Below are 25768 nucleotides of genomic sequence, written 5' to 3'. Positions count from 1 at the left end.
TATTTCATCAATACGAGATAATCAGGCAATACTCAGAGAGGATTGGCGCTATTTCAGGCAATCCCTTTTCACTACTCTGGACGCTCACTTACCGTACAGAGGGCGTACACATGAACCTGACTCAACACGACAACCGTAAAGTCATCATTCTGACCGGCGCGAGCAGCGGGATTGGCGAAGCCACCGCACGCCAACTGGCATCTGAAGGGCACCTGCTGGTGATCGGTTCCCGCCGAACCGACCGTCTGGAAGCATTGTGCGAGGAGCTGCGCTTTAACGGCGCGACCATCGACGCGCTGAAAACCGACGTGCAGGACCGGGCCTCCGTGCAGCGTCTGGCCGATTTTGCGCTGGAGAAGTATGGCCGTATCGATGTGCTGATCAACAACGCTGGCGTCATGCCGCTCTCACCGCTGTCATCGTTGAAAGTCGACGAGTGGGATCTGATGCTGGATGTGAACGTGCGCGGCGTACTCTACGGCATCGCCGCCGTGCTGCCGGTCATGGAGAAGCAGAAAGCGGGGCATATCATTAACGTCGCGTCCATTGGCGCGCACGCCGTATCGCCGACCGCAGCCGTGTACTGCGCGAGCAAATATGCGGTGTGGGCTATCTCGGAAGGGCTGCGTCAGGAGACCGACGTCATCCGCGTCAGCGTCATCTCGCCGGGGGTGGTGGAATCGGAACTGGCAGACATCATCAGCGACGACACCGCCCGGGAAGCGATGCGCGATTTCCGCCGCATCGCCCTGAAACCGGAAAGCATTGCCCGCGCCATGTCATACGCCATCTCGCAACCCGATGACGTAGACGTCAGTGAAATCATCGTGCGTCCGGTGGCAAGCCCGCACTGATAGTCACAGAGCCAGGGATGGCGCTTATTAGTGTGGTCAGGAGACCCCGGTAGAAGTGTGATGTGAGGATTGTTGGCGCGATGCGCGCTTGGGCGTTCATGCTAAGTGAGTACGAACTATTTAGCCGGCTGACCTACTGCATCGCATCTTCAGCGCCGGATATGTTTCAGGCTTTCCATCACGTCTGTGCCGCGCCGTTATGGGCATGTCACGCAAATTTATCGTTTTCTCAATGTCAGGGTGCACCCTGTCTGCCATGAGCGCCTGTAGCCTTTACTATGAAGGCTATAAGTAGCGCTGCTAAACCAAAGGATTTAAGCGGAGGAAGTGTGTAGACCTCGGCCTCACTCAAAAGCCTTTAACGTTAAAAAGCCTCATCAGCACAACGCCCAAACCAACGATGCCCCCACCGAAAACACCTATTTTTATAGAGGTAATTATTTCCGGCAAATTTACATCTAACTGTCCGCCTACCATCCATAATAAAAACGCGAATAAAAAATAACCGAATAATGACAACAATGTCATACCTATTATCGAAAGACATATAAATATAACAGCCCAAATTAATTTATTATTTTTTCTCATTTTTTTCTTTAACCTTATTCACTACGGCTTCTGCACCTTTACCTGTAGTTTCAGAAAAGACTGAACCACCTACGTCCCCGAAGAAACCAGGTATATTACTTGGGGTCATCTCTTTTGAGATACCAAAATCACCCTTCACTTCCGTGTACGCCCTTAAAACAGGGTTATATTTAGGATCCCAACCACCTTTCCACCAGTTAGCACCAGCATTAGTAGCCCAGGAAACTCCCTTGCCCAAACCATACCCAAATGCTGCACCTGTGCCATTTGAAATAGCGCCAGACAGTGGATCCTTATCGTCTAACCAGTTACCTAAAGCACCACCTGCTGCATTCCAGCCAACCGTACCGACAAGGCCATTGCCCATACTGAATACATTGACCCATCCCGCAATCGCTGCATTTGCCGGGTCGATCGTTCCGTCTGCCATATAGCCAATCCCAGCATTTGCGGTGGCACCTAAACCCCACATTACTTGAGCGCTTCCTGGAAGGAATGCAACACTTCCCGTAGCAAGAGCAAGACCAACTGCATCACGCTCATTTTTGGCTTTCTGGCAACTTGCTGAACCTGGGGCATCAGTACAGCTCGCCATATCAATGCCATGCTGCCGGATGAACTCTTCCTGCCCGAACTCAGTGCCACCCATAAGGTTATTCTCAACCGTCGTCTTCCCTGTCTGCGCAGCGTAGGCGGCACTCTGGGTGCTGTCGCCCACCAGTCCACCGGCAAGGCCCGAGGCCAGGGTGGCCAGCGCCGAGACGGTTTCTTTTTCGCTTTCGGTGAGGGCGCCTGCTTTTTTGCCGTACATCTCGGCGGCAATCATCCCCATCAGCTCGCCGGTTACCGCGCCCGCGGCACCTGCGGCGGCGTTCTGGCCCTGGGCGGCGGCGAGGGCGGCGTTGACCACCGCGTGCGCCGCGATTTTTTCTCCGTCGTTAAGCTTAGCCCCGTGACCAATGTACTCCGCTATCCACGGCGCTGCACCGCCGGCCAGCGCGGCGCCCAGGTCGCTGCCCGCCAGTCCCTTAATCACCGCGCCCGCGGTATCCATCACCCGGGAATATTTACCCCCTACTCCGAAGCCGCTCGCTTTCACTTCCGCGTCGTAATAGTTCTGGTAGGCCTGCGAGGCAATAGCTTCCGCATCCGGGTTCGCTTTCGGGTTTTTATCCAGGATGTCCTGACGTGCCTTATCCAGGTCATCCTTCGACGCCGTCGCCAGCTTCGCTTTCGCCGCTTCGGTGGCGTGGATAGCCATCTCGCTGCGCACGATATCCGTCGCCTGGCTCACCATCTCACCCACCAGCTGCGCCTGCTGGATGCGCTGCTGCTCTTTCTCTTTATCAAATATCTGCGAAATCGAGCCGTTGGCGTGCTCCACGTCGCGGCTCAGCTGTGCCACGTCCTGAGCCTGCTTGTCCTGGTCACGAATCACGAGGGTGCCGTTGCTTACCGCCGCCCGGGTGGTGCCGCTGTCGTGGCCCTCATCGTTCACCCCCGCCAGCATGGTGTTCGCCAGGTTACCGGCAAACTGGCTGCCGATGCTGCCTCCGGTGCTCAGGCCGATGCTCTGGTGCTCAACCTTGTAATCCGCCTGGTTGTGGATGTCGCTGAAGCCCAGGGTACCGGTGTCGAGGCGGTTTTTGTCCGCGCTGGCGGTGGAGCCGATAACCGCGCCGTTAAGCTGGGTGTGCTCGCCCACGGTGACGTCGAAGCCGCCTTTCCCGGCGTAGATCCCGGTCTGCTCAACCACGCTGTCGTAGTTGCTGTGCATCTTGTCGCGGCTGAGGCTGACGTTGGCCGAGCCGCTCATGGAGCCGAAGGTGAAGCTCCCACCGGCGCTGGCGTTCTGCTGCTTCGAGTCGTAGCGGTCGCTGTCCTGCTCGCTGGTCAGCGTCAGGTTGCGGCCGACGTCGGCTTTCACCGTCTCTCCGCTCACCTGGGCACCCGTCAGGGTGGTGTCGCGTCCGCTGGTCAGGTTGACGGTGTCGCCGGCGTTAACCAGCGTCTCGGTGTGGGTGGTGCCGTTGCCTTTCTCGCTGCCCTTGCCCTTGTTGACGCTGGCGGACACGTTAATGCCCCAGCCACCGGAGCCCGCGCCGATGCCGACGCCTACGCTGCCGCCGCTGCTCTTGTTGCTGCCGGTCTGCTGCTGGGTGTTCTGCGCCGAAAGCAGGTTGATATCGCGGTTGGCGGTCAGGTTCACATCTTTACCGGCCTGCACCGTTGCGCCCTGCATCAGGATATCGCCGTCCACGCCTTTCGCGCCGGAGCCTGTCGCCGTGATGTTGACGTTATCCCCGGCGGTCAGGCTGCCGCCGCGCGCGGTGGTCTGTTCGCTGTGCTGAGTGGAGGACGAGGACTGCGAGCCGTAAGAGAGGCTGACGCCGACGGTATTATCGGACGCGGCTGGCGTGCCTGCCTGCGCCATTGCCAACCGTGCCGCCTGTGCTGCCTGAATACCGGTCAGCGCCGCTTTGGTGTTCTGCAGCGCCGCAATGCGGCCGTTACCGCTGGACTGCGCCTGGTGGGCGGTCTCAACGGCGGTGTTCACCGCGCTGCCGACGGTGCCGGAGAGCGCGAGCGTGAAGCCGCTCTGCTTCTGTTCAACCTTATGGGTCTGCTCGTTGTAGTCGGCGGCGGCGGTAATGGCGATGTTCTTCGCTTCCAGCGTCATATCCTGACCGGCGATCAGTTCCGCGCTGCGCGCGTTAAGGTCGTTGCCAGCCTGCAGCGTCAGGTTGCCCTGGCTGCTGCCCACGGTGCTGATGGCGTGACTGATGCTCTTACCATCATCGGTGGTGTTCAGGCTCTGGCTGCCGACGGTAAAGCCGATGCCGCCGGTGCCCATCAGGCCGGATTTACTCTCCTTGCGCTGATGGTTCTCCTGCCGGTTTTCCTCAACGGTGTCGATGGTCAGGTTATTGCCCGCGCCAAGGCGCACGTCGCCGTCGCCCGCGACGTTGCTGCCGCGCACGGCCAGGTCGTTCCCGGCCAGCAGCGTCACCTTGTCGCCGGTGAAGTTGCTGGCAACGGCTTCGGTCGCCCGGACTTCATCGTGCGTCTCCAGCGACTGCCCCGAGAGGAAGCCTTTGCTGGTCTGCTTGCTGTGTTCGGTCAGGTGATAGGCCGACTCACCCGCGGTGATGTTGAGATCCCGGCCAGCGACGGCGGTCAGCGCGTCCCCGGCATCAACGGTCGCCGCGCGGGCGTTCAGATCGTTGCCCGCGGAGAGCGTCACGCTGCCCTTGCCGGCAATCTGGCTGCCAATGTCGTTACGCGCTGTCAGATCGCGATAGTTGTCCTTGCCCCAGTCGCCGCGCTCGCTGTGCGTGGTGGTGATGGTGCCGAGATTGATGTTGTTGCCCGCGGCAATGGTGGTGGTGCTCCCGTTGCCGTTGTTGCCCACCAGCGTGGCGGCGAGGTTAACGTCGTTGACGCCCTGTAAGACCAGCTTACCGCCGTCGTTCTGCACATAGATACCCGCTGTGCGATCGAGGTGACGGTTCGCCGCGTCGCCGCGCAGGGTACTGGTGCTGGTGAGATCGCGTCCGGCCTTCACCTGCAAGCTGTCGTCGGCCAGCATCGTGCCGCCGATGTTGCTGAAATCGGTCAGGGCGGCGATGTCGATATTGCTGCCGCGAATGGTGCCGCTGTTGGTAATGTTGTTCCCGCTGAGCGCGGTGATATCGCGCCCCAGCAGCGTGCCGCTGTTGTTCAGCTCGCCGGTCTGCAACGCGACGCGGTTACCTGCTATCAGGGAACCGCTGCCGTCCACGTCGCCCTCTTTCACCCGCACGTAAACCTGCGGAACCAGCACCTGCTGGCTGCTGCCGTCCGCCAGCTGTACGGTTTCGGCCACCATCCACACCATGTCGGAGGTCAGCAGCGCCATCTGTTCCGGGCTGAGCGCGACGCCCGCGGTCAGGTTGTGCGCTTTCGCAAAGGCGATACCGGCATCCATCAGCGCCTTGTACTGGGCATTGTCGTCGTCAAAGCCGCTGAGATACCGCTGCCCGGTCAGGTTTGCCACCTGATCGCGGATCAGCTGCTGCTCGTAGAAGCCGTCGCCAAGCCGCTTGAGGATCACATCCCCATTGGGCGACAGCGCCTTCTGCATGTAGTCGGAGCTAAGCCAGGTGCGTTCATTGGTAAAGCGCGCGTCGGTCTCAATCAGGTAGCTGCTGGTCGGCGAGGCGTGCACGGTATAGAGGCTGGCGGACGGCAGACGGGTGTTCACGCCGCTGGTGCGCACCAGACGGTCCGGCGTAGCGCCGTTGGCGTTCTGCACGTTCTGCCCCACTTCCCAGCTCTGGCCGGGGGCCAGATGTACCGGCTGCGAGCCGTTGAAGGTCAGGGAGACCGGCCGGGCAAACTGCCCGGTGTCGCGCCCGGAAGGGGCTGCGCCGCTCCCCTGCACGGCACCGTTACTCTGCCACGCTACGGTGCTGAGCGAGATAGTCTGGGTAACCGGGCTGGGCTTATAGTCGCTGCCGCTTTTACCCTGAGAGGTTTTGGTGCCGCCCAGTTTCTTTTTCTTTTTCTTCGCGTACCAGCGCGTCTGCCGCCCGACGTCGGTGATGGTTTTAATCCCGGTAGCGGGATCGTTGTTCAGCACGCTGATCACCCCAGACAGCAGTCTGGCGGCGATGATCTGGCTGTCCTGGTTATGCACCAGGCCACTGTTGATGGTGAGATTGCCGCCGGAGATGATTTTGCCCGGATCGGTCTCTTTCACCCGCGTCTCCTGCACGGTGCGGGTGTAGTTGTACTCATAGAACTCGCTGCCGCTGGTGCCGTCCGGCATTTTCGCGGTGTGAACCCCGTACTTGTTCTTTTTACGGGTATCGACCTGGCTCCAGTCAAAGCGCTCGGTTTTACCCTTCAGCACCGCTTCGTGGTGGCTGGACACCTCACTGACCACCACTTCGGTGACCAGATTGTTGTTCAGGTTCTGGACCTCGTTCATGTCGATGCGCATATCGCCGCCCGACTCGATGGTCGCGCCGCGGTTGGTCAGCACGCCGCCGCGTCCGGTGGCGTTAAACGCCGCATCCAGACCGCCGCCGATGGCCATTGCGCCTGCGCTGTAGATCAGCCCGTGGCCGCTGTTATTGAGAGTACCTGCGCCGATATCCAGACGATCGCGCGCGGCGATGGTGCCCGCCACGCCGTTTTCGGCAGCGTTATTCAGCGTGCCGGTCTGGAGGGCGATCCGATCGCCATACAGCCGTCCGGTGCCGAGGTTATCCAGCGTTGCCGCCTGAATATGGGTCAGCGAGCCGTCAATCAGCCCCCGGTTGGTGAGCGTGCCGTTCAGGGTGAGATGGGTTTCACCGCCACCCAGCTCTGCGCCTGCGGCGTTGCTGGCGCTGGCGGCGTTGAGCGTCAGACGCTTGCCCGCCAGCAGCTTGCCCTGGTTGTCAACGTGTCCGCCGCTTACCAACGACAGCGCGCCGTTGGCCACCGTCTGGCTCTGGTTGGTGAAGCCCTGGGCGAGGTTAAGGTTCATGTCGCCGTCGGACAGTATTTTTCCGTCACCGCTCAGGGCCGAGGCCGTCACGTCGAGCTGCTTCCCGGCTACCAGGCTGCCGGCGCGGTTGTTGACGGTCAGCGCCGCATCGCTGCCATTGAGCGTCAGCGCCTGACCGGCCTGTACCGACCCCGCTGCGTTATCCAGCTCGCGGGTGCGCAGCACGGCGTTCTGGTTACTGCCGAATACCCCGCCGCTATTGCTCAGCGTGCCGGCCTGCACATCGAGATCCTTGCCCGCCACCAGCGTGCCCTGGGTGTTATCCACCGCGCCGGCGATGCGGGCAGTAAGATTGCCGTCTCCGGCGGCAATGGTTTTCCCGCTGCGGTTGTTGAGCGTCCCGGCAGTGAGATTCATATCGCCATCGGCGGCGAATGTGCCGCCTTCATTATTCAGCATGCCGCCAACGTTGGCGATAAGCCCACCTTCACCTGCGGCGACGGTTTGCCCGCTGCGGTTATCCAGCGACCCGGCCTGCAGTGCTACCGCGTTGTTACCGGTCAGCAGACCGGCGGTGTTGTCCACCACGCCGGTCACCTCAGCGCGCAAACTGCCGTCGCCAAGCGCCGCGGCTTTCCCGCCGTGGTTATTGAGCGTGCCGGCCTCAAGCGTGACGTCGCCGTTTGCCGCCAGCGTGCCGCTCTCGTTGTCCAGAGCATCCGTGACGCGGGCATCCAGGCTACCGTCCCCCGCGGCGGTGACGTTACCGCTGCGGTTGCTCAGCGTCCCGGCTTTGAGGCTGATAGCGCCGTTAGCGGCTACGGTGCCGCCTTCGTTATCCAGCGTACCGCGTGAGGCAATATGCATCTCGTCAGTGCCTTTCTGCACCAGCTCGCCGCCGCGGTGCGACAGGTTATCCGCGTCCAGCGTGACGCGCTGGGCGGTGGTCGAGGCGTGGTTAAGCTGCAGATCGCCGACGTCGGCCGTCAGGCTGCCCGCCGAGGCGACAGCCCCCTCATCGCCGTTGAAGCGCGGCGTGGTGACGCCAAGCGCGCCCTTACCCGCGTGGACAATCTCGCCCTTGCGGTTATCAATGTCTATGCCTTTCAGGGTGAGGTTAGTGGCATTGGTGGCAATGCGCCCGCCGCTGTTGTTCAGCGTGCCCGGCGTGGCAAGGGTCATGTCCGCATCGCCGGTCTGGACGATTTCACCCTGCTGGTTAGAGATATCGTGCGCGTTCAGCGCCACGCGTTTTGCATTCAGCGCCCCGCCGTCGTTATTGAGCTTTCCGGCGCTACGCGCATCGAGCGTCTCCAGCGCGCTGACCTGCGCCTGGCGCAGATCGATGTCGCCATCACCGGCATCCAGGGTGGCGGTAGTGGCGCTAGCGCGCCCGCCGCGGGCGTCGATACCCTGGCTGCGGGTGGCGAGCGTACCGGCGGCCAGGGTTTCCCCCTGCATCGTCAATGTGCCGTTGCTGGTCAGGCGCAGATCGCCCTGCTTACCGACCTTGCCATCTTTGCCCACGCCGGATGCCAGCGTGCTGGCTTTGGTGGCGGTGATGCGGGTACCGCTGACGCTGGTATTGCCGGTTGCCGCCAGCGTGCCGCTGTGCTCCACGTCGCCGCGGCTGCTGACCGTGGCGTTCCCCCCGGCAAAGACGTGGCCGCTGTTGGTGACGCCGTTGCCCGCCAGCTGCGTATCGCCGCTGCTGTTGATAGTCCCGCTGTTTTCGATGCGGCCATCGGCGGTGACCACCACCGTTCCGGCCTGCGCGCCGATGTTTCCGGCGTTACGGACGCCGACGCCCGCTTCGGTGCCGGTCAGACGAATTTTCCCGGCGTACATGCCGCCAAGATTCGCGACGTCCACCGCCAGCTGCGGGCGGGTGGACGTATCCGCTGCTTTTGCCTCCACGCGGTCATGCGCCGCATCCACCGTGTTAGCCCCGGTGGTGACCTTCAGATCGTTAGCCCACAAGCCCGCGTTCACCTTGACGGAGCGGGCGATGATGTCGGTGTAATCCTGGCGGGAGCTGTCCATCCCTTTCCCCTGCACCACGATCTCGCCTTTGCTGACCGCATAGCCGGTCAGGTTGCCGTCTTTAAGCTGCGCCTGGCCGGTGGTGAGGGTGGCGCGGTTGGCGTTGATGAATCCGCAGCCGTCGCAGGTGATGCCAGAGGGGTTAGCGATCACCACCTGGGCTTTTTTCCCGGCGACTTCAACGTAGCCGTTCAGGCGGCTCGGATCGCGGGAGTTAACTTCGTTAAGGATGACGCGGGCTTCGCCACGCGCCAGCCACGGGTTAGCGGCCACCATGCCGCCCTGTTGGGTCGCGACATTTTTACGGCTGTTGTTGAGGATCGCGCCCTTGCTGTTAACGTCGAACTGGCTGTAGACGTTGCGCGACACCCCGGCTTTGCTCGGGGTCTGAATGTTAACCTGCGGCGTTCCGTTGGCGGTGTTGAGGATGGTGGGCTGCTGCTTACCCGGTGCGCTGTGATCGGCGACGATGTTGGCGGCAGCGGGCTGCACCGCGCCAAGCGCCAGCAGCAGGCCGAACGAGACCGCGCTCAGACGGGTAATACACTGACGCTTCACGCACGACGGACCGGATGCCGGGCAGGCTACCGCACGACAGCTACGGGAAATCTCTGCCACTACCATCAACATACCGCGTGCTTTGTTGAACACGATACGATACAGATTTTTGTTCATCCTCAGATCCCTGTTGCGTGTGGCAGCGCCTGGCCGCCAGGAAAAGCGTAAATCAGTAACTCCAGTTCAGGCTGAAGCCGAGCGTGTAGTGGCTGGTCTCGAAGCCGTCGGGCCGTGAGAACGGCACCCCGGCGAACAGGTCATACCCGGTGTTGAACGCGTTGCCGCGCAGGCCCGCCACGCCGCCTGCCAGGTGCTTGCCGATAAGCACGCCGTTGCTGGTGCTGCCGCCCACTTCGCCGTAGTCAGCCCCCAGATAGAACTCCTGCTGCGGCAGCGGTGTGCGCCAGGCCAGGTCGTTGCGTACCAGCCAGCCGTGGCTGGCGCTGAGCGTGCGCTCGCCGTCGAAGCCGCGTACCGACCAGCGGCCACCGATGGAAAATTCCTCCTGCGGGGTAAGCCGCGTGGAGCTCATCTGGCGCTGGTACTGGACGTTGTAGCGGAACGACTGGTTGTAAATCTCAAACGGGATATCTAACCCGGCGCTGAGCGAGACAATCTTGCTGAGCGCCGTGGCTTCGCCGCTGTACTCCTCCGGAGCCGGAATGGCACCGAACCAGCGGGTGCCGCGCTGGTAGCTGATGCCGGCATCCAGCACGCTCTGGCCAATGTAGTGACGGTGCTGCAATCCCAGACGCCAGCCCGAGGTGCGGCGATGCTGCACGTCCAGTTCGGTGTCGTCGATGTAGTTGCGCGATTCGCTGGTCAGCACGTCCCCGCTGAGGGTGGTTTTCTGCGTGCCGCTGCGGTGCAGCACGCGGCTCAGCTGGAAGTCGAGGTTTTTACGTTTTCCGCTGTAGCGGTAATCTTCATTCAGGCCCGCCACGGTCTGACGGTAGTCGTAATCGCTGGCGGTGACGCCTGCCATCCAGTAGCCAAACGGCACCGAATAGTGGCCGGTAACGTTCTTGCTGCCTTTGTCACCGCGATCGTGGAGGCTGCGTGAGCCTGAGATATAAAACAGATCGCTGAGCGAAAGCGGGTTGTCCAGCGACAGCGTCAGGCCGCCCTGATAGCGCCCGGTGCTGCGCGAGCCGGAGTCATCAAGCGAGGCGCCGAGACGCCACATTTTGCTCTGGTGCCACGTCACGTCGATATCGCTCTCGCCCGGCTGTTCGCCAGGCACGATCTCCATGCTGGCCTGTACGGTGGGCAGACGCTGCAGGTTCTCCAGACCCTGCTCGATATCGCGCAGGTCGAGCAGATTACCGGCATGGGCCGGGAAGGCGCTGTAGAGCGTCAGGTAGCGGTCGCTGTCCGGGGTGAGCTTCACGTCCCGGACGTAGCCCGGCAGGATCACCAGCGACAGGGTGCCGCGGGTCAGGTCCTGATCCGGCGCCAGCACGCGGGTGGTGATGTAGCCGTGATCGATAAGCCGGTTTTGCAGGGTGCTCATCAGCAAATTAATGCCTTTACCACCGAGGCAGTGGCCTTCGCCCTGCTTCGCCAGGCGTTGCAGCGGGAGCCAGTGGGGCAACGCCTGCTGGCCGCTCAGCTCCACGCGATCGATCTGGAAACAGGGGGTTTCCGGCTCGAAGGTAAGACGCCCAAACGACGACGCGGGCGGCGAGAGGCGCACGTCCGGGGTCGGCGGCGTCAGGGTATCTTCCAGGGCGCGCTGGCGCTGTTGCTGGTTCTGAAACAGCGTGTCACCGCGATCTTCGAGCATGCGCGGCGGCTCGGGCGCGGTCGGCGCGGCGGACGGTGCCGGGGGCGTTGGCGCAGCGTGACCCGCAGGGGAGATCAGCAGCGCGGCGGTGAGCAGGATCCCACAACGCGAGCTTTTTTTAATCAGGGCTACCCCTGTAATGATGGTGTGCTTCATCCCTGGCAGGTCTCTTGTCGCTTTAACAAATGCTTAATATGTAAACAAGCGCCGGGATGATAGGGGAAGTGTGAAGATGTGTAAATAAATGCGCCGTTAACAAAACCATTTTCCGATTAGTGCCAGACCGGGACGATTTGACGCGGCGGAAAAAGCCAAAAATTTCGCTTAATCAACGGTTTTACCTGAATGGCGGTGGTGCCAGAAGGGGTAAGAAAAACGTTAAAAATATGAAAAAACCTACCAAAACAGGTAGGAGAACCACAAAACAAAAAACCCCGCCGGAGCGAGGTTTTTTTTCAGGTGTTGCGGGTGGTGGCCGCAAAGCACACTGTGTTACGTCAACAGCGTAACTATACGATGATTTTTGCCCGGCTGCAATTTTCACGCCGCTTGGTGCGCCGTTCAGAGTATGGGTGAGGTCACCCTTTTTGTCGAATATATACTGTTCATTTATACAGTACTTTATTATACTGGTTTGGCTGACGCAGAGGTGCGATACGGGGGCCGCGTGTATACGGGCGCAATGCAAGTCCTGGCTGAAACGGGTGGTGCCGTCAGTGCCTTAACCCCGAGAGAGCACACTGTGTTACGCCAACAAAACAGCTGGTGACAGGCGGCGGAGAGGTAAGCCAGCTGGTGCTCCTTTACCTGAGGAGACGCGTATGGGCGGAGTGGATTTAGCAATTCTTATCCTGAAACTCATTGTTGCTGTACTGCAACTGCTTGATGCTGTCCTGAAGTTCTTTCGCTGAATCAGGTTCAAGCCGCACTTAAGAGGGGCGGGCAACCGCCCCTCTTTAATATTCATGGGCTGGCAGCCCCGCGGCGGGTTATGTTACTTTTTTATTACATTTCCCCTGACGTCGCTGCCATGACCCTAAGCGTATTTTGCATCCTGCTTTTTGCCGCGCTACTGCATGCCACCTGGAACGCCATCGTTAAGGCCGGGAGCGACAAGCTCTATTCCGCCATCAGCGTCAGCGGCTCCGCGGCGCTGATCGCACTCCTGCTGCTTCCCTTTTCACCCCAGCCCAGCTGGGAGAGCGCCCCCTACCTGGCGATAAGCTGTGCGCTTCAGGTCATCTATACCGTGCTGGTGGCAAAGACCTATCAGGTGTCGGACATGAGTCAGACCTATCCCCTGATGCGCGGCACCGCGCCGCTGCTGGTGGCGTTGATAAGCGTGCTCTACCTGCACGACAGCCTTTCGCTCCTGGCGTGGCTGGGGATCGGCGTTATCTGTAGCGCCATCCTGCTGATGGCGTTCAGCCGTCATGGCGGGTCGCGCCGCGGCATAACCCTGGCGCTGTGCAACGCCTGTTTTATCGCCGGGTATACCCTGGTGGATGGCACCGGGGTTCGCCTGTCGGGCACTGCGGTGGGCTACACGCTGTGGACCTTCTTTATGAACGGTTTCTGCCTGCTGCTATGGGCGATGATGGTCCGCCGCCGGGAGGTGTCGCACTACATGACGCGCCACTGGAAAAAGGGGCTGCTCGGCGGCGTCGGCACCATGGGTTCCTACGGCCTGGCGCTCTGGGCGATGACCCAGGCACCGCTGGCGGTGGTCGCCGCACTGCGTGAAACCTCCATTCTGTTCGGCGCGCTGCTCGCCTTTTTCATTCTCAAAGAGCCGATTCGCGGGCCGCGCATCGTGGCTATTTGCGGTATCGCCGCCGGTGCTATGCTGTTACGTCTTGCCTGAACATTCTGGCAACCAATGTTGCCAGAATGTTTACTAATCCTTCCTGTTACGCGTTCCCGTTTCTCTGCGCTTTCCTGGCACTCTGCCGCGGCTGTGGTAGATTTCACTCGCATTTAGCTAAATGCCCAGAACCTTATGCTCCATTTCATTACTTTCATAAAGCATTCATCGAAATGAAAACGCACGATAACCTGAACCTGCTGTTGATGTTAATCCTGCTGGTGGCTGTAGGGCAGATGGCGCAGACCATCTGGATCCCGGCGGTTGCGGATATGGCACATGATTTCCACGTCCGGGACGGCGAAGTCCAGCGGGTGATGGCCGCGTATTTGTTTACCTATGGCGCGTCGCAGCTGGTGTACGGGCCGATTACCGACCGCATCGGGCGCCGCCCGGCCATTCTGTTCGGCATGACGGTGTTTATGCTGGCAACGGTGCTGGCGATGACCACCGCCAGCCTGTCGGTGCTGATCCTCGCCAGCGCGCTCCAGGGTCTGGGCACCGGCGTCGGCGGCGTGATGGCCCGCACCATGCCGCGCGATCTCTACTCCGGCCTCGGGCTGCGCAAAGCGAACAGCCTGCTGAACATGGGGATTCTGGTTAGCCCGCTGCTGGCGCCGCTGATCGGCGGGCTGCTGGGCACGGTCTGGGGCTGGCGCGCCTGCTACGGTTTTCTGCTGGCGCTGTGCGCGGTGGTGGCCTTCAGCATGGCGCGCTGGATGCCGGAAACCCGTCCCGCTGATGCGCCCCGCACACAGCTGCTGACCAGCTACCGGATGCTGTTCAGCCGGGCGTCGTTTGCCTGCTATCTGCTGATGCTGATCGGTGCGCTGGCGGGGATCGCCGTCTTTGAAGCCAGCGCCGGCGTGCTGCTCGGGGCGGGCCTCGGGCTGAGCAGCTTCGCGGTCAGCGTGCTGTTTATCCTGCCGGTGCCGGCCGCGTTCTTCGGGGCGTGGTTCGCCGGACGGCAGACGCGACGCTTTACCGCGATGATGTGGCAGGGCGTGATGAGCTGTCTTGTCGCCGGGATACTGATGTGGCTTCCGGCCTGGTTTGGCGTGATGAACGTCTGGACGCTGCTGGTGCCGGCGGCCCTGTTCTTCTTCGGGGCGGGAATGCTGTTTCCGTTAGCCACCAGCGGGGCAATGGAGCCGTTTCCGTTTCTTGCCGGTACAGCCGGGGCGCTGATTGGCGGCCTGCAAAATACCGGCGCCGGGCTGCTGGCATGGGTATCGGCCCAGTTGCCGCAGCAGGGCCAGGGCAGTGTCGGCATGCTGATGACGCTAACCGGGATGCTGATTTTACTCTGCTGGCTGCCGCTCGCCGCGCGTGAACCGCAACACGAGCAGCCGGTTTAAGCCAGCAGCGCAAACAGGGTACGCAGGTGGGCGACGATAAACAGCAGCGACAGCGCCGCCACCGCCAGGGCGATGAGCAGCCGGGCGCGCATTGACCGGGTCGAGGTAAAGTCAGCGATGGCGACGTCCATCAGGTTACGCTGCCGGGCGTAGCGCCACAGCAGCAGGAGCACCAGCGCCAGCACGGCCAGCACGCCCCACAGCCAGACGCCCGCCTCCGGCCCTTTCTGGCGCAGCGCCAGCGCCACCAGCGCGCCGTACCCCAGCAGCGTGCGCAGCCACGCCAGCGAGGTGCGCTCCGGCTGCAGGCCCGGATCGGCAATGCGCCGCGCCCGTCGGCTATCCGGCATAGAACATCATCACCATCACGGCCAGCGCCACCAGCGCCATCACCACGCTGATCAGCTTCAGCACCCCGGTGTAGGGCATATCCTGCTTCAGGCGCATCGCTTTTTCATTCCCGAGCCAGCGCAGATAGCCGTAGAGCGCCAGCATTCCGGCAAACAGACACAGCAGCAGGCTCAGGCTTTCACGCACCAGCGGGGTCGCAAAGGCCGGGGCCAGCTGATCCAGCCCCACGCCCGCGGCAAGAAAGCCCAGCGCGGTGCGGATCCACGCCAGAAACGTCCGTTCGTTGGCCAGCGAAAAGCGGTAGTCCGGCGCTTCGCCCGGTAGAGGATTCTTCATGCTCACTCCTGTACGTCACGATTGCAGAAAGTGTACTGGCTCTGGCCGGGAAATGACCAGTCGTTGATGCCCGCGCCATAAAAAAGGCCCCCCGCAGGGAGCCTTTGTTTTTTGCCGTGACCGGTTAGCTGTCCAGCGCCGGGCGCTCGCTGATGGCGATGCGCTGCGGGGCGATGGCCTCAGGCACGTTGCGCACCAGATCGATGTGCAGCAGACCGTTGGTAAAGGTAGCCCCGGAAACTTCCATATGTTCGGCCAGGGTAAAGCTCAGGTTGAACGCCTGAGAAACCAGCCCGTGATGCAGCCATTTCGGCTCGGTTTCCGGTTTAACCGGCGTACCGGAAATAGTCAGCCGCGTCCCTTCTAACTGGACGTTCAGATCTTCCTGACGGAAGCCCGCCAGCGCCAGCGTAATGCGATAGTGGTTATCGTCGCTTTTTTCGATGTTGTACGGCGGGAAGGTCTGGCCGTCAGCGGTGCTTTGCAGGGCGTTAGCCAGTTTGTCAAAGCCGATCCATTGACGCAGCAGTGGGGATAAATCGTAGTTACGTAAAGTCATCATACATCTCCTTCTGAGAAGCGAGTCAGCATCCCGTTATGGTCGGCACAGGGCCGCCGGATAAGGGGTGCAGGGTGATAGCGAACGCGGGTTCGCCCGTGCTCCCGTTCGGCAAGCACATCTTTTTACAGGGCCGCCTGCGCGACCCAAGTTATTAATTGATTTCGATACGGCGCGGTTTTTTCGCTTCCGGGATCACGCGCTCAAGGTCGATATAGAGCAGGCCGTTCACCAGGTTGGCACCGTGGATCTGAATGTTTTCCGCCAGCTGGAATTTGCGCTCAAAGTTGCGCTCGGCGATACCCTGATAGAGATAGGTACGCTCTTTCTGCTCGGCTGCGTGGGAGCCTTTTACCACCAGCAGGTTATCCTGGGCGGTGATCTCCAGTTCGCTTTCGGCGAAGCCGGCGACGGCAATCGCGATGCGGTAGTGGTTTTCGTCAACCAGTTCAACGTTGTACGGAGGGTAGCCGCCGTTGCTCTGATTCTGGTTATTTTCCAGCAGGTTGAACAGGCGATCGAAACCGATGGCGGAACGATAAAGCGGAGAGAGGTCAAAGTTACGCATAAAACAAACTCCTGAAATCAGCGAGAAGTTAAGTAATGTGCCTTCCGGTAACCGGACAGGCGGTCAAGGTAAGCACCCTGTCGGCGTGCTTCCTCTGTCTACATTCTCAAAATGGGTGCGCTTTCAGGCGTTTCAAGATCTAATTGGTGTGTTTTTTTGGCGCTTTACCTATCTTTGCATAGACTGAACGAGACAGGTTCACATAACAACTGCGACGGTCACCACAGCATAGCAACGGCAGACTATTCATTCCTGATGCCGGTGGTATAACCTTCGTCACCGGCGCATTGTGCCAACAGAATGATAACCATGATGATGAAAAACGTACCTGGCAAATTTTTGGCTGGCGCCTGCGGTTTCGTACTGTGCGGCTGTTCCAGCATGATGACACACACAGGCGGCGAAGAGGGCTACTATCCCGGTACCCGGGCCAGTTTCGACCTGCTGAAAAGCAGCGAAACCAGCTGGGGCGTGAAACCGTTAGTCGCGCTGGACATGCCGTTTACCGCCGTACTCGATACCCTGCTGCTGCCGTGGGATGCCTTCCGCGACGACAACTCGGTGCGATCCCGGGTGCGTCAAAGCGAACGCGATGCGCTCGCTACCAACTCGGTTATTCCCCCCGCCCCCTAATCTACAGGCCGGTTTCCGTTGCCCACAGCTGGCGGAAGCCGTCCACCTCCTGCATCCAGGCCAGCTGCGTACCGTCCGGGGAAAACACCACCGCCTCTGCTGACGGCGGCGCGTCGTGATGGTCCGTGAGAGGATACAGGCTGCCGGTCACCGCGTCGCACAGCACCATCCGCCCGCCGCTGGCAAACCCCAGCATGCTGCCGGACGGATGCCAGTTAAACGCCGACTCCACCCCGCTCGCGTCGCGCGTCAACTGACGCGGTTCGCCGCCGTTCGGCGAGATGAGCCACAGCTGCGCCACGCCGCTGTCGTCGCGCATCAGGAAGGCGATATCACTCCCCTGCGGGTTGCTGCGCACCCAGTGGCGCGGCGTGGTCGCGAGGCCCGGGAAACGCCGCTGATGGGTAAAGGTCAGGCGGCGCTGCATCACGCCCGCGGGCGGGGCTGGCAGGGTGGTGTCGGTGCCGCACAGCGGTGCGCTGCCGGGTGTCTTCCACGCCTGCGCATTGTCCGGCAGATCGACGATAAACAGCTCCGGCACCTTTTCATTGTTCACAGACAGCGTGTCGCCGATAAACGCCAGCGCCCGGTGCTGCCAGCCGCCGTCCGCCCGACGATAGCCCTCTTCGCCGATCCAGCCCTCTTCGTAAGCGCGGTTAATCTCATCGCTGCCGGGCGCCGGCGCTGGCGTGGTGCGACTGACCAGCGCACACCAGTAGCGCCCATCGTACTCACGCGGATGATGGCCGGGCACCGTCACCGGCCCGTAAGGCAGCGCGACGCCGACGTTGCGCAGATCGAGGGCCGGGTCGCGCGCATGGAGCACGTGATCGTTGTAGGTAAAGCTCAGATACTGCCCGTCCGGGCTGAAGACGTGCACATGGCTGCCGCCGCGCAGCGCGCCGGGGGTGAACGGCGGAGTGATATCCATGGCATCAAGGTTGCAGGCCTCTCCGTCGCGCACCAGCACGCCACGGCGGTGATGAAAATCGTACTGCCAGCCGGCATCCGGGTTCTCCGGGCCGTGAATAAACACGTACTCATCGCGCTGCGGATTGACCGTGACGACGCCGACGTGCGCCCCCTGAGAGGCGCGGTAGATCACCTCGACCTCGCCGGTAAAGACGTTAACGCGTTCAATAGTATCCCCGGTAAACGAGGCGCCGGAAGGGCGGACGTCAAACGCCAGCCACTGGCTGTCGGCGGTCCAGGTGTTGGTATTGGTAAGCTGATGATGACGCGCGGCGAACGTGAGCTGTTTCATAAATAAAAACCCTGAAGCGAGATATCGCCTCAGGGTAAAAGATTTACCGGCAAAAGCCTATCAGGGAACCGGCGTCACCAGCGGTTCACCCGCAAACCAGGCGATAACGTTCTCAAGTACCAGTCGCGACATCTCCCGCCGCGTCTCCCAGGTGGCGCTCGCCATATGCGGCGTGATCACCACATTATCGCGCTGCTGGAGCGCGGCGGGCACGTGTGGTTCATCGGCAAACACGTCCAGCCCGGCGCCGGCAAGGGTGCCGCTCTCCAGCGCCTGCACCAGGGCGGTTTCATCCACGACGCTGCCGCGCGAGATATTGATCAGCATCCCCTGCGGCCCCAATGCTTCCAGCACCGGCTGGTTTATCAGCCCCCGGGTGCCTGCGCCGCCCGGTGCGCAGACCATGAGAAAATCGCTCTGTGCCGCCAGGTCAGTGAGGTCGGCAACGTAGCGGTACGGGAGCTGGCTGTGCGCTTTGGGATCGTTATAGGCAATCTCCATATCGAACGCCTGGGCGCGCCGGGCGATGGCCTGGCCGATACGCCCCATCCCCAGTATGCCGAGCCGGGCGCCGGAGACTTTCCGCGTCCACTGGAAGCCGCTCTGCTGCCAGCCGCCCTGCTCGATAAACTTCTGGGCGGCGACGATGCGGCGCGAGGTCGCCAGCAGCAGGCCGATGGCGAGATCCGCCACGTCGTCGGTCAGCACGCCCGGCGTATGGGTCACCGCAACGCCACGATCCCGTGCCGCCGCCACGTCCACGCCGTCATAGCCGACGCCAAACACCGCAATCAGCTTCAGGGCGGGCAGCGCGTCAATAAATTCGCGCGTCACCACCGCTTCGCCGTTAGTGATGACCACCGTGATCTCACCGGCCACGGCGGCGAGGTCGGCGGGCGACATCTGCGCCAGTTCAAGCAGCTCATAACGGTCGCGCAGTTCGGCAGTGAGCGCATCCGGCAGATACGCCTGTTTAAGGACTTTTTGTTTCATCTTCACTCCTGTTTAAGAGAGGCGGAGGCGTTATGTCCAGGCGCCTGAGGCCGGGCCGGGCGCGATACCAGCACACCGATAATGCCGCCGAGGATCAGCGCCACCGCGACAATCAGCAGCCCGTAGTGATAGCTGTTGGTCATATCCTTGATTTTGCCGAGCAGCGGCGGCAGGCCGAGGCCGACAAAGTTGGCGACGGTATTAATGAAGGCGATAGAGGCAGCGGCCGCCACGCCCGCCAGCTTCTCGGTGGTAACCGCCCAGAAAATCGGCGTCAGCGCGAAGTTAAAGCCGACGGTCAGCACAAGAAGCCCATACGCCACCAGCAGGTTGCTCGTATAGATGGCGATGGCGAGCGACAGGCCGGAGATAATCAGCGGCAGCCCGAGGTGCCATGAGCGCTCGTTGGTGGTATCGGAGTGGCGACCGTTGAGGTACATAAACAGGCAGGCGGCGATAAACGGCACCGCGGCAAGCAGGCTCACCACCAGGTTGCTCTGATCGCTCGTCATACTCTTGATAATGAGCGGCAGGAACAGCGTGATACCGATAGAGCCGAACGCCTGCAGGAACCAGACCAGGCTCAGCAGCAGCACCGTTTTGTTTTTCAGCGCGCTGGTCCAGCTGTGGTTAGCCCCTACTTCCACCCCGGCGTTATCCTGCGCCAGCTGCGCCTTCAGCCAGCCTTTTTGTGCCGTGGACAGCCACGCGGCATGGTCCGGCGACTGCGGCAGGCGCCACAGCACCATGATGCCGAGCACAATCGCCGGTATGCCTTCAATGGCGAACAGCCAGCGCCAGCCGGCGATATCCGCGATGCCGTGCATGTTGAGAATTGAGCCGGAGATCGGCAGGCCGATAATCGACGCCATCACCGAGCCCATATAGAAGAAGGACATCGCTCTGGCGCGGTTGCTTTTCGGGAACCAGCAGGAGATGTAGTAGATGATCCCCGGCGTAAAGCCCGCTTCCGCCATGCCGAGTAAAAAGCGCATCACATAGAGCTGCGTGGGCGTCTGCACCAGTGACATCCCGGCGCTGACGATCCCCCAGGTAATCATGATGCGGGCGATCCACACGCGGGCGCCCACTTTCGTCATGATGATGTTGCTGGGAATTTCAAAAATAATGTAGGAGATGTAGAACATCCCCACCCCAAGCCCGTACATGCTGGCGGTCAGGCCGAGATCGGCGTTCATTTGCAGCGCCGCGATGGAGATGTTGGTTTTATCCAGATTGGCAACGAAATAGCAGATGATGATAAAGGGAATAATTTTCGCGTTTAGCTGCCGCAGGGTTGTAGTGTACAGATCGGTATTCATGCAGAACCCTCTCACTATGCCGTTGTCGCCGGCTGATTAATGATTGTTATCAGTGGATGGTGAATGCCGCTGACCTTCAGCGGCATTGCTGTTGCATTCCCTGGCTGGCGTGCTTTCCTGTTGTGTTGTTAAAACCTCAGCCCACGCGTTTTACGTCCCCCACCAGCAGGATGTAAGAGAGCGCACCTATCAGCGCCACGGCGGAGATATAGACCAGCGCCGGACCAAAGCCGTAATCCTGTGCCAGATAGCCGATCCCCAGCGGTACCGTGATGCCGCCCAGCCCGCCAACAAAGTTGAACACCCCGCCGGTCAGGCCAATCAGGCGCATCGGTGCCAGGGAGGAGACCAGCGACCAGGTGATTGAGGCAAACCCGTTACCGAAGAAGGCGATGGCCATCAGGGTCATGATCCATACCGGGTCGTTGGTGTAGTTGGCGCCCATGATGCAGGTGGAGATCAGCAGCCCGCAGATGATCGGGGTTTTACGGGCGATGCCCAGGGAGTAGCCTTTGCGCACCAGGCGATCGGCCACCCAGCCGGAGAGCAGGACGCCCACGAACGCCGCCAGGAACGGTACGGTAGTCATGAATCCGGCCTTCAGGGCGGTGATGCCTTTTTCCTGTGTGAGATAGTTCGGGAACCAGGTCAGGAAGAACCACAGGGTTGAGGTCACGGCGAACTGGCCCAGGTAGACGCCAATCAGCTTACGGTGAAACACCAGCTTCCAGTCGGCGCGGGTCAGCGGCTGACGCGCCTCTTTTTTGGCCGGCGCGTCGCCGTCCACCAGCCCGCCGCCGTCGCGGATGTAATCCAGCTCGGCCTGGCTGATGCCTTTGGTCAGACGCGGTGGCTGATACACCTTAATCCAGACAAGCGACCAGACAATCCCGATGCCGCCGGTAATGATGAACACCCAGTGCCAGCTCAGCAGCTCCTGGATCCAGATAAGCAGCGGGGTAAGAAACGCCAGACCAACGAACTGCCCGGAGGTGTAGAACCCCACCGCCGAGGCGCGCTCCTGCTCCGGGAACCAGCTGGTCACCATGCGGTTATTGGTGGGAAACGCCGGGGCTTCGAAAACGCCGGTGATGGCACGCAGGCCAATGAGCGACATCAGCCCGGTGGCGAAGCCCTGCAACAGGGTGGCAACCGACCAGCCGAAAATGGCGATGAAATAGGTGAGGCGTGAGCCGACGCGGTCCAGGAACCAGCCGCCCGGGATCTGACACAGCGTGTAGAGCCAGGCAAAGGCCGAAAAGACGTAGCCCATCTCGGCCTTGGTAATGCCAAACTCTTCCTGAATATGCGCCGAGGCCACCGCCAGGTTAGCGCGGTCAACGTAGCAAATCACCACAGTAATAAAGATCATCATCAGCGTGAGATAGCGACGACGTCCTGTTTTTGCAGGGGTTACAGAAATATCCATAACGTTCTGTCTCCAGAATGTGGCATGACGAGACCCCTCACCATGCCCTGTGAAATACAGAGGGTGCTTTTTATAAGTAGGTTTACTGCCCGGTGGCGTTTTATTTACCGGGCCTGCGATGTGTTAAATCGTAATGGTGCGAATGACGTAGCGCGTTACCGCGACGACGCTTATCACCTACTGCGCTACATAATTCGCGTTGTGGGAAGGCGGCAAGTTAACGAATCCCCGGGAGCTTACTGAAGTAAGTGACCGGGGTAAGGCAACGCAGCCAACGCACCCACAGCGTGAAGTATGACGCGCAACGTCTTACCACTCGGCGACGGAACCGTCAGCATGCCGCCACAACGGATTGCGCCAGTCGCTGGTCTCTTTGCTGCGGGCAATCACCTGCTCTTCGTCAACTTCCACGCCGAGGCCCGGTTTCATCAGTGGTTTAAAGAAGCCGCCTTCCATGCTGAAGTCCTCTTTGTTCTTCACAAAGTCCAGCAGTTCCGCGCCCTGGTTGTAGTGAATGCCCATGCTTTGCTCCTGGAATACCGCGTTGCGCGAGACGAAGTCCACGTGCAGGCAGGCGGCGAGGGCAATCGGCCCGAGCGGGCAGTGCGGGGCCAGCGCCACGTCATAGGCCTCCGCCATACCGGCGATTTTGTAGCACTCGGTAATTCCGCCCGCGTGGGAAAGGTCCGGTTGCAGAATGGCAATACCGCCCGCTTCCAGCACGCGCTTGAATTCGAAGCGCGAGAACATGCGCTCTCCGGCGGCGATAGGAATATGGGTTTGCGCCGCGAGACGCGGATAATATTCCGCCTGCTCCGCCAGTACCGGCTCTTCAATAAACAGCGGGCGATACGGCTCCAGCTCTTTAATTAATATCTTCGCCATCGGGGCGCTGACGCGTCCGTGGAAATCGAGACCAAATTCAATGTCGTAGCCAAACGCGTCGCGGATCTGCGCCACGGTATTCACCGCCGCATCCACTTTGCGGGAGTCGTCGATAACGCCCAGCTCTTCGCAGCCGTTCAGCTTGAAGGTATCAAAGCCAATCTCACGCAGTTTGGTAATACCCGCGATGACCTCTGCCGGCCGGTCGCCGCCCACCCAGCTGTAGGCTTTGATTTTGTCGCGCACCAGGCCGCCCATCAGCTGCCACACCGGCGCATTCAGCACTTTGCCTTTGATATCCCACAGCGCCTGGTCGATACCGGCGATGGCGCTCATCAGGATCGGGCCGCCGCGGTAGAATCCCGCGCGGTACATCACCTGCCACAGGTCGTTAATGCGCGCCGGGTCCTGCCCAATCAGAAACTCGCCCAGCTCGTGGACGGCGGCCTCCACGGTACGCGCCCGGCCCTCGATCACCGGTTCGCCCCAGCCGACAATGCCTTCGTCGGTTTCGATTTTCAGGAACATCCAGCGCGGGGGTAAACGGTAGGTCGTCAGTTTGGTAATTTTCATTGCACTGCCTCTTGATACGCCTTAACAAATGCTGCGGCCTGCTGCGCCGTACGCTCAACGGACTGTCCTGCACGATAGAGATCGCTGCCCAGCCCGGCACCCACGCAGCCGGCTTTCATCCACTGCGCAAGGTTTTCCGGCGTTACGCCGCCGACGGCAAACACCGGGACATCCGCTGGCAGCACCGCTTTCAGCGCTTTGATGTAGTCCGGGCCGAATGCCGAGGAGGGGAAGATTTTCAGCGCCTGCGCGCCCGCATCAAGTGCGGTAAAGGCTTCGGTGGCGGTAGCGCAGCCGGGGCAGACGGTCATGCCATAGCCCACCGCGCGACGAATCACCTCCGGCTGAATATTCGGGGTAACAATCAGCTGGCAGCCCATTTCCGCGAGCCGATCGACCTGCTCCGGTTTCAGGACGGTACCGGCGCCTATGAGCGCCCGGTCGCCAAACGCGTTTACCATCGCGGGGATGCTCTGCTCCCATTGGGGGGAGTTAAGCGGGATCTCTACCGCGTCAAAGCCCGCGTCCAGCACCGCTGCGACGTGATCGTGCGCGTCGGCGGGTGTAATGCCACGTAAGATGGCGATGAGCGGGAGGTTAGTTTGCCACTGCATGTGCGATGCTCCTTATGCCTGCCTGAAAAGCCTGGTCGCCATCAAGTTCCTGTACGTCACGTCCTACCGCGGCAAAGGCGCGCCGGTAGCGTCGGGTCAGGGAGGCGTTAGCCACCAGGGTGATAACCTGCTGAGCGGCGAGGTCGGCGGTCATGGTCGCCACTTCGCTGCCGATCAACAGGCCAGAAAGGAAGTCGCTCACCTGCTCGCGAGGCAGGGAGCCGAGGACATGAGAAGCGCGCACTTCAAAGAGCTGAGGCAGCAAGGCCGGGGCGTTCAGGCCGCGCGACAGACCGGCATCAAACGCCGCGCTGCTGTCGATTTGCTCAGGGAGCCCGGCCCCCACCAGCGAGTGCTTAAGCAGAATATGGTGGAGTTCGCCGGTCATCACGGTGCGAAAATCCACGATCTGCTGGCTGTCGGCCTGGACCCATTTGCAGTGGGTGCCGGGCATCACGTAGAGCGAAGCCGGGGCCAGGTCGCGTGCGCCGAGCAGCTGGGTCTCTTCGCCGCGCATGACGTTGTGGTTATCGTCGCGGCTGACGCTCAGGCCCGGAATGATCCAGACGTTATCGATAACCGGCGTAAGGCGTTCGCCGATGGCGCTAAAGCGCGCCGGACAAGGCAGATAAGGAGCGATTTTCCAGCCGGCGTTGCTGCCGACCATACCCGCCATCACGACCGGCGTGGCCTCATCGCGCCAGCCGTCGGTGACGTCCGCTAACACCGCCTCGGGGGATTTGCCGTTCAGGCGCGTAACGCCCGCTTCGGATTGCCTGCTGTCGAGGCACACATCGTCCTGATAACGCCAGGCGCGAAGGTTGGTGGATCCCCAGTCGATTGCGATGTAGCGAGATGTCATGTGATTTCCTTAAGCCTTCGGGTAGAGCTGGCGATCATGTTGAGGGCCGCCTGCTCCGCTGCATCGCCATCCTGATGCCGGATGGCATCGAACAGCGCCTTATGTTCCTGGAGGGTCTTCGGCATGTTGGCTTCATCGCCCATCCAGGTTCGTTCAAATACCGCCCGCTGCAACGAGCCAATCGCCACGGTGAGCTGCTGCAGCACCGGGTTATGTACCGCCTGCAGCACCGCGTCGTGATAGCGAATGTCCGCTTCGTTAAAGGCGTCCCGGTCCTGGTTGTTGGCGATCATGTCGTTCAGCGCCAGTTCAATCTGTGCGAGATCGCTGGAGGTGGCGCGTTCCGCGGCCCAACGGGCAATGGCCGGCTCCACCAGGTTTCGCACTTCGCTCATCGCGCTGATAAGCCGCGGGTCGTAGTCGTTTTCCAGCACCCACTGCAGCACGTCGGTGTCGAGATAGTTCCACTGGCTGCGCGGGGCAACAAACGCGCCGCGGTAGCGCTTCATCTCAATCAGGCGTTTCGCCATCAGCGAGCGAAAAACCTCGCGAATGATGTTGCGCGAGGTTTCAAACTCATCGCACAGCTCGGCTTCTGCCGGGAGCGCCGCGCCGGGAACATACTTTCCGCCGACGATCTGACGGCCAAGTTCAATAATGATGCGGTCGGTTTTCGTGAGGGTCATGACGTGTCCTTTTAAAGGTTGTGCCCAGGTTACTTTACCCTGACTGCCGCTTTTCGCCTCATCTTTGCAGTACAAACTCGCATCACACTGCCGTCTTCATGGTCACAATGTAGTACAATAATATTACGTTGTACTACAATCCTGATCACAAAAACGACACAAGAAT

19 protein-coding genes and 1 pseudogene are annotated in these 25768 nt (G+C 61.0%); 5 read left to right on the top strand and 15 right to left on the bottom strand.

The window, feature by feature from the left end:
• Positions 1-116 precede the first annotated feature (116 nt).
• A complete protein-coding gene (locus DW58_RS18290; RefSeq protein ID WP_024550408.1) occupies positions 117-854 on the top strand; it encodes an SDR family oxidoreductase in 738 nt (245 codons plus the stop codon).
• 348 nt (positions 855-1202) lie between these two features.
• Here DW58_RS18290 and DW58_RS21065 read toward each other — a convergent pair whose 3' ends face one another.
• From DW58_RS21065 to DW58_RS18280, 3 genes are read right to left on the bottom strand one after another with little or no spacing between them, the layout of a single operon-like run.
• Positions 1203-1442: a hypothetical protein gene (locus DW58_RS21065; protein WP_152525652.1), complete on the bottom strand. Its 240-nt coding sequence runs from the start codon at positions 1440-1442 to the stop codon at positions 1203-1205.
• Entirely contained in the window at positions 1429-9636 is an 8208-nt protein-coding gene (locus DW58_RS18285) for a hemagglutinin repeat-containing protein (RefSeq protein WP_024550409.1), read from the bottom strand. Before DW58_RS18285 ends, DW58_RS21065 begins: the two co-directional genes overlap by 14 nt.
• Positions 9637-9688: 52 nt before the next feature.
• On the bottom strand, positions 9689-11305 hold the full coding sequence (locus DW58_RS18280; protein ID WP_235047749.1) for a ShlB/FhaC/HecB family hemolysin secretion/activation protein: 1617 nt from the start codon (positions 11303-11305) through the stop codon (positions 9689-9691).
• Between the two features lie 821 nt (positions 11306-12126).
• Here DW58_RS18280 and tisB point away from each other — a divergent pair.
• The 3 genes from tisB (at position 12127) to emrD (ending at position 14527) form a co-directional block, all read left to right on the top strand.
• Positions 12127-12216 (top strand): type I toxin-antitoxin system toxin TisB, encoded by a 90-nt coding sequence (gene tisB, locus DW58_RS18275; RefSeq protein ID WP_055725979.1) that lies wholly within the window; start codon positions 12127-12129, stop codon positions 12214-12216.
• 119 nt (positions 12217-12335) lie between these two features.
• Positions 12336-13169 (top strand): EamA family transporter, encoded by an 834-nt coding sequence (locus DW58_RS18270; protein WP_029593236.1) that lies wholly within the window; start codon positions 12336-12338, stop codon positions 13167-13169.
• 173 nt (positions 13170-13342) lie between these two features.
• A complete protein-coding gene (gene emrD, locus DW58_RS18265; RefSeq protein WP_024562541.1) occupies positions 13343-14527 on the top strand; it encodes a multidrug efflux MFS transporter EmrD in 1185 nt (394 codons plus the stop codon).
• On the opposite strand, the gene DW58_RS18260 is transcribed toward emrD, so the two are convergent.
• The 4 genes from DW58_RS18260 to ibpA form a co-directional block, all read right to left on the bottom strand.
• A complete protein-coding gene (locus DW58_RS18260; RefSeq protein WP_024548502.1) occupies positions 14524-14877 on the bottom strand; it encodes a DUF202 domain-containing protein in 354 nt (117 codons plus the stop codon). The two genes, emrD and DW58_RS18260, sit on opposite strands and share 4 nt — an antisense overlap.
• Positions 14867-15214 carry a YidH family protein gene (locus DW58_RS18255; protein ID WP_024548501.1) on the bottom strand — a complete coding sequence of 116 codons (348 nt, stop codon included), beginning with the start codon at positions 15212-15214 and terminating at the stop codon, positions 14867-14869. Before DW58_RS18255 ends, DW58_RS18260 begins: the two co-directional genes overlap by 11 nt.
• Positions 15215-15338: 124 nt before the next feature.
• The gene (gene ibpB, locus DW58_RS18250) at positions 15339-15773 is read right to left on the bottom strand and encodes a small heat shock chaperone IbpB (protein ID WP_024548500.1); all 435 of its coding nucleotides are present in this window, start codon (positions 15771-15773) and stop codon (positions 15339-15341) included.
• Positions 15774-15927: 154 nt separating this feature from the next.
• A complete protein-coding gene (ibpA, locus tag DW58_RS18245) occupies positions 15928-16341 on the bottom strand; it encodes a small heat shock chaperone IbpA (RefSeq protein ID WP_024548499.1) in 414 nt (137 codons plus the stop codon).
• A gap of 309 nt (positions 16342-16650) precedes the next feature.
• Here ibpA and DW58_RS18240 point away from each other — a divergent pair, with 309 nt between their 5' ends.
• Positions 16651-16974, top strand: a complete 324-nt coding sequence (locus DW58_RS18240; RefSeq protein WP_029696609.1) for a YceK/YidQ family lipoprotein — start codon at positions 16651-16653, stop codon at positions 16972-16974.
• A 1-nt stretch (position 16975) separates the two neighbouring features.
• Here the strand turns inward: DW58_RS18240 and DW58_RS18235 are convergent, their stop codons facing one another.
• The 8 genes and pseudogenes from DW58_RS18235 to dgoR all read right to left on the bottom strand — a co-directional run bounded on the left by DW58_RS18235 (position 16976) and on the right by dgoR (position 25602).
• Positions 16976-18238: a DUF3748 domain-containing protein gene (locus DW58_RS18235; protein WP_024548497.1), complete on the bottom strand. Its 1263-nt coding sequence runs from the start codon at positions 18236-18238 to the stop codon at positions 16976-16978.
• Between the two features lie 60 nt (positions 18239-18298).
• Complete coding sequence (locus DW58_RS18230; protein ID WP_024548496.1) at positions 18299-19231, bottom strand: 2-hydroxyacid dehydrogenase; 933 nt, start codon at positions 19229-19231, stop codon at positions 18299-18301.
• Between the two features lie 2 nt (positions 19232-19233).
• Positions 19234-20553 carry an MFS transporter gene (locus DW58_RS18225; RefSeq protein WP_029696608.1) on the bottom strand — a complete coding sequence of 440 codons (1320 nt, stop codon included), beginning with the start codon at positions 20551-20553 and terminating at the stop codon, positions 19234-19236.
• Positions 20554-20689: 136 nt separating this feature from the next.
• Positions 20690-22026: pseudogene (locus DW58_RS18220) on the bottom strand (MFS transporter).
• A 265-nt stretch (positions 22027-22291) separates the two neighbouring features.
• Positions 22292-23440, bottom strand: a complete 1149-nt coding sequence (gene dgoD / locus DW58_RS18215) for a galactonate dehydratase (protein ID WP_024548494.1) — start codon at positions 23438-23440, stop codon at positions 22292-22294.
• Complete coding sequence (locus DW58_RS18210; protein WP_024548493.1) at positions 23437-24054, bottom strand: 2-dehydro-3-deoxy-6-phosphogalactonate aldolase; 618 nt, start codon at positions 24052-24054, stop codon at positions 23437-23439. The genes dgoD and DW58_RS18210 overlap by 4 nt, the downstream gene beginning before the upstream one ends.
• Positions 24038-24916: a 2-dehydro-3-deoxygalactonokinase gene (locus DW58_RS18205; RefSeq protein WP_024548492.1), complete on the bottom strand. Its 879-nt coding sequence runs from the start codon at positions 24914-24916 to the stop codon at positions 24038-24040. The genes DW58_RS18210 and DW58_RS18205 overlap by 17 nt, the downstream gene beginning before the upstream one ends.
• Positions 24913-25602 (bottom strand): D-galactonate utilization transcriptional regulator DgoR, encoded by a 690-nt coding sequence (gene dgoR / locus DW58_RS18200; protein ID WP_024548491.1) that lies wholly within the window; start codon positions 25600-25602, stop codon positions 24913-24915. The genes DW58_RS18205 and dgoR overlap by 4 nt, the downstream gene beginning before the upstream one ends.
• Positions 25603-25768: the final 166 nt, after the last annotated feature.

This window comes from Siccibacter turicensis LMG 23730 (genome assembly GCF_000463155.2).
Classification (GTDB): Bacteria; Pseudomonadota; Gammaproteobacteria; order Enterobacterales; family Enterobacteriaceae; genus Siccibacter; species Siccibacter turicensis.
This window is presented reverse-complemented; position numbering and strand designations above follow the sequence as displayed.

What these genes read in the sequence shown, in the direction of transcription:
- DW58_RS18280 (WP_235047749.1), bottom strand. Translation starts at nt 11,305, where the DNA reads ATGCTCGAAGATCGCGGTGACACGCTGTTTCAGAACCAGCAACAGCGC.
- DW58_RS21065 (WP_152525652.1), bottom strand. Translation starts at nt 1,442, where the DNA reads ATGAGAAAAAATAATAAATTAATTTGGGCTGTTATATTTATATGTCTT.
- dgoR (WP_024548491.1), bottom strand. Translation starts at nt 25,602, where the DNA reads ATGACCCTCACGAAAACCGACCGCATCATTATTGAACTTGGCCGTCAG.
- tisB (WP_055725979.1), top strand. Translation starts at nt 12,127, where the DNA reads ATGGGCGGAGTGGATTTAGCAATTCTTATCCTGAAACTCATTGTTGCT.
- ibpB (WP_024548500.1), bottom strand. Translation starts at nt 15,773, where the DNA reads ATGACTTTACGTAACTACGATTTATCCCCACTGCTGCGTCAATGGATC.
- dgoD (WP_024548494.1), bottom strand. Translation starts at nt 23,440, where the DNA reads ATGAAAATTACCAAACTGACGACCTACCGTTTACCCCCGCGCTGGATG.
- DW58_RS18255 (WP_024548501.1), bottom strand. Translation starts at nt 15,214, where the DNA reads ATGAAGAATCCTCTACCGGGCGAAGCGCCGGACTACCGCTTTTCGCTG.
- DW58_RS18270 (WP_029593236.1), top strand. Translation starts at nt 12,336, where the DNA reads ATGACCCTAAGCGTATTTTGCATCCTGCTTTTTGCCGCGCTACTGCAT.
- DW58_RS18210 (WP_024548493.1), bottom strand. Translation starts at nt 24,054, where the DNA reads ATGCAGTGGCAAACTAACCTCCCGCTCATCGCCATCTTACGTGGCATT.
- DW58_RS18230 (WP_024548496.1), bottom strand. Translation starts at nt 19,231, where the DNA reads ATGAAACAAAAAGTCCTTAAACAGGCGTATCTGCCGGATGCGCTCACT.
- DW58_RS18260 (WP_024548502.1), bottom strand. Translation starts at nt 14,877, where the DNA reads ATGCCGGATAGCCGACGGGCGCGGCGCATTGCCGATCCGGGCCTGCAG.
- DW58_RS18240 (WP_029696609.1), top strand. Translation starts at nt 16,651, where the DNA reads ATGATGATGAAAAACGTACCTGGCAAATTTTTGGCTGGCGCCTGCGGT.
- DW58_RS18285 (WP_024550409.1), bottom strand. Translation starts at nt 9,636, where the DNA reads ATGAACAAAAATCTGTATCGTATCGTGTTCAACAAAGCACGCGGTATG.
- DW58_RS18205 (WP_024548492.1), bottom strand. Translation starts at nt 24,916, where the DNA reads ATGACATCTCGCTACATCGCAATCGACTGGGGATCCACCAACCTTCGC.
- ibpA (WP_024548499.1), bottom strand. Translation starts at nt 16,341, where the DNA reads ATGCGTAACTTTGACCTCTCTCCGCTTTATCGTTCCGCCATCGGTTTC.
- DW58_RS18235 (WP_024548497.1), bottom strand. Translation starts at nt 18,238, where the DNA reads ATGAAACAGCTCACGTTCGCCGCGCGTCATCATCAGCTTACCAATACC.
- emrD (WP_024562541.1), top strand. Translation starts at nt 13,343, where the DNA reads ATGAAAACGCACGATAACCTGAACCTGCTGTTGATGTTAATCCTGCTG.
- DW58_RS18225 (WP_029696608.1), bottom strand. Translation starts at nt 20,553, where the DNA reads ATGAATACCGATCTGTACACTACAACCCTGCGGCAGCTAAACGCGAAA.